Genomic DNA, 1,351 nt, shown 5'->3' with positions numbered 1-1,351 from the left:
TGACCGAACTCAGCGGTATAGGCGAACTGGTTTACCCATTCATAGCCGCCGCTGCCCGGCAGGCCATCGAAGTTATTTCCCGGATAGTTGGCCCAGGGCGTGGAGAACTGGGAATTCGCTCTACCCAGCGTAAAACCCGCGAACTGAATGAAAGCGTTGTAGACGCCGAGCGAGCCACCCGCGACGAAATCACCAGCATAGGCGGTACCGCCAGCACCGGTAGCGGTATAGCCACCCGACGTCCAGTCAAACTTGCCTTCAAAGAAAGTGCGGACCACGCCGTACTCGGTCGCAGTGCGGGTATCGATGGTAAGGCCCTGGCGAGAACGAGAAGTGTAATAGTTGCTCAGGCGGTTGTTAGCTCCGGCCGCGCCGTTCACCCGGCCTGATGCGTAGACACCGTTGGTGTTCAGCGCCGTCTCAACGCGCAGGTATCCCCCCAATTTGATGCAGGTATCGGTCCCCGGGATGTAGTAGAAGCCGGCACCGTAGAGCGAGCAGATTTTCACATATTCGATGGCCTTGGCCTTAACTGGCAGATCGGCCGCCTGCGCTCCGCCTGCGACGATCAGACTCGCCGCCGAAACGAGCAAAAGGTTCTTCCCCATGTTCATAAAGTCCTCCGAATTGTAACACCTCAAAAGCGGCGCCCATCCATGACAGAAGAGAGCAACCACCTTCGCCCCCCAATCATCCTCGACCTGCAGGGCCTTCCTCGAACGCCAACTGAAAGATCGATCAGTGAACGTCGCGGTGCGGATCATTCCGCCGCTCGCACGATGATGGTGACAGATTGGGTTTGTTATCGGCGAGCGAACTTTGTACGCAATGGACCAGCGCGCGCGCACTCTGTCGAAGCGTGCTCTAACTGCGTCACAATGGTACGCATCGCACTTTCATGAGTTTGAAGCGTACGGTTCGGACCAGCGCGTCGATATCTGTCATCGGACAATGGCTAGGTCAGGTGCTTATTGCAGGCGCATATGACAGCATCGTTCGACGAGGTCTATGCATGAGGCATTTCGCAGCCGCCCGTGAGTGATTCTCTAGCGCATCGGAAGGGACGAAGCGACCGAACAAGCACAAGACGACCGGATCGAACGATCTGTTCCTGGCGCAGCTGGACTAGATCCAGCATGAGTTGGCTCTGCTGGCCGGCAAGATCGATTGGGACTAGATCGACGACGAGATCGCACCGATCTTCAGCGAGAACGGACGATCTGGAGCAGACCCTATCGGGCTGTTGTAGCTCAAGTGTATCCGTCCGCTGAAGGCCGCCTTGCGAAGTGAGGCGCGGTATTGAGAACTGTCCTTATGGACAGTGATAAGCGCAGTGCCCAGGTCGAGCGGC

1 protein-coding gene and 1 pseudogene are annotated in these 1,351 nt (G+C 57.4%); one reads left to right on the top strand and one right to left on the bottom strand.

From position 1 onward, the window contains the following. Window positions 1-614 (bottom strand): porin (locus YUO_RS0137645; RefSeq protein WP_028351710.1); only part of this gene is annotated, 614 nt, incomplete at its 3' end. A gap of 491 nt (window positions 615-1,105) precedes the next feature. On the opposite strand from YUO_RS0137645, the pseudogene YUO_RS47465 reads away from it, so the two are divergent. Beyond that, a pseudogene (locus YUO_RS47465) lies at window positions 1,106-1,246 on the top strand (IS5/IS1182 family transposase); the annotation flags it as partial. Window positions 1,247-1,351: the final 105 nt, after the last annotated feature.

This window comes from Bradyrhizobium murdochi (assembly GCF_000472965.1).
Lineage (GTDB): Bacteria > Pseudomonadota > Alphaproteobacteria > Rhizobiales > Xanthobacteraceae > Bradyrhizobium > Bradyrhizobium murdochi.
Note: the sequence above shows the minus strand (reverse complement) of the source record. Positions and strands in the feature narration are given on the sequence as shown.